The sequence below is a fragment of the Roseivivax sp. CAU 1761 genome, assembly GCF_054482755.1.
Genome location: NZ_JBTLRM010000068.1, coordinates 1 through 2,025, shown reverse-complemented (window position 1 = coordinate 2,025; position 2,025 = coordinate 1). Strand labels below are relative to the sequence as shown.

The window sequence follows — 2,025 nt, the reverse complement described above, 5'->3', positions numbered from 1 at the left end:
AAGGCCCGCCCGCGCCGCTCCGCCGCGGGCGCCACGCCGCCGCCACAGTGCCGCCAGGCCCCGCCGCGCCACGCCCGCCGCTCCACGCCCGCCGCTCCACGCCCGCCGCGCCCCCTTCTTCTGAGCCGAAATATCCCGGGGTGAATTGCGCGCCCCGCGCGCAAGAGGGGCAGCGCCCCTCCGCCCCGCCGCCCGGAGCGCGCACCCCAGGCCATGAGGACACCCCGCCCGCGGCACCGCCCGCGCAGGGCGCCCGGCGCAGGCCCGCCGGCGCCGCTCCCGGCGCAAGCCCGCCCGCGCCGCGACGGCGCAAGGCCGCCGGCGCCGCGATGGCGCGATGGACAAAGCCGCGATCATCGCCTACAGGACAGGCTTCGCGCCGGCGATCCGGCCCGCGCCAATCCGACGGACCTTTCTCCCTGATGACCTCCCCGCTTTCCGACGCGCTCGCCGAGCGCGGCTTCGACACCTTGACCGACGTCCAGCAGGCGGTCACCGCGCCCGACCTGGCCGAGGCCGACCTGCTGGTCTCGGCCCAGACCGGCTCCGGCAAGACGGTGGCCTTCGGGCTGGCCATCGCGCCGACCCTGCTGGGCGCGGAATACCGGCTCGGCCCGCCGGCGCTGCCGCTGGCGCTGGTGGTGGCGCCGACCCGCGAACTGGCGATGCAGGTCGCGCGCGAGCTCGGCTGGCTCTACGGCAAGGCGGGGGCGCGCATCGCCACCTGCATCGGCGGCATGGATGCGCGCGACGAGCGCCGGGCGCTGGAGCGCGGCGCGCATATCGTCGTCGGCACGCCGGGCCGGCTGCGCGACCATATCGACCGCGGCGCGCTCGACCTCTCCGACCTGCGCGCGGCGGTGCTCGACGAGGCCGACGAGATGCTCGATCTGGGCTTCCGCGAGGATCTCGAATTCATCCTCGCCGCCGCCCCCGAGACCCGGCGCACGCTGCTCTTCTCGGCCACCGTGCCGGCCGCCATCGCCGAGCTCGCCAAGACCTACCAGCGCGACGCCGTGCGGGTCGCCACCGCGGCGCGCGGCAGCCAGCATGCCGACATCGCCTACGAGGCGGTGCAGGTGGCGCCGGGCGACAACGAGCACGCGATCATCAACCTGCTGCGCTTCCACGACGCGCCGACCGCCATCGTCTTCGCCAATACCCGCGCCGCGGTGGCGCGGCTGACGGCGCGGCTGGCCAATCGCGGCTTCGCCGTGGTCAGCCTCTCGGGCGAGCTCAGCCAGGACGAGCGCAGCCACGCCCTGCAGGCGCTGCGCGACGGACGGGCGCGGATCTGCGTCGCCACCGACGTGGCGGCGCGCGGCATCGACCTGCCCAATCTCGACCTGGTGATCCATGCCGACCTGCCCGGCAATACCGAGGCGCTGCTGCACCGTTCGGGGCGCACCGGCCGGGCCGGGCGCAAGGGCCGCTCGGCGCTGATCGTGCCCGACAAGATCGCCCGCAAGGCCGAGCGGCTGCTGAAATGGGCCAAGATCGAGGCCGAATGGGTGGCCCCGCCGAGCCCCGAGGAGATCACCCGCCGCGACGAGGAGCGGCTGCTGGCCGACGATGCCTGGCAGGCCGAGCCGAGCGCCGAGGAGGCGGAATTCGCCGCCCGGCTGCTGGCCGAGCACGGCCCCGAGCGGGTCGCCGCGGCCTGCCTGCGGCTCTACCGCGCCAAGCTCTCGGCGCCCGAGGAGCTGAACCAGCGCCCGGCACGCGGCGAGCGCCCGGAACGGGCGGAGCGCGAGGAGTTCGGTCCCGCGGCCTGGATCGCGCTCGATGTCGGGCGCGACAAGGGCGCGGAGCCGCGCTGGCTGCTGCCGCTGCTGCTGCGCGCCGGCGATCTCGAAAAGGCGCAGATCGGCCGCATCCGGGTGCAGGCCGGGGAGACCTACGTGCAGCTGGCCGAGGCGGCGCTGCCGGTGCTGCTGGCGCGGCTCGGCCCGGACGGGCTGGTCGAGGGCGAGATCCATGCCCGCGTCGCCGAGGAGCCCGCGGCAGAGCCACGCGGGCCGCGGC

Annotated in this window: 1 protein-coding gene; it reads left to right on the top strand. The window is 76.1% G+C overall.

The window, feature by feature from the left end:
- Positions 1-422 precede the first annotated feature (422 nt).
- Positions 423-2,025: DEAD/DEAH box helicase (locus ACXYMW_RS19680; RefSeq protein ID WP_459037030.1), on the top strand; the 1,603-nt coding region annotated here is incomplete at its 3' end.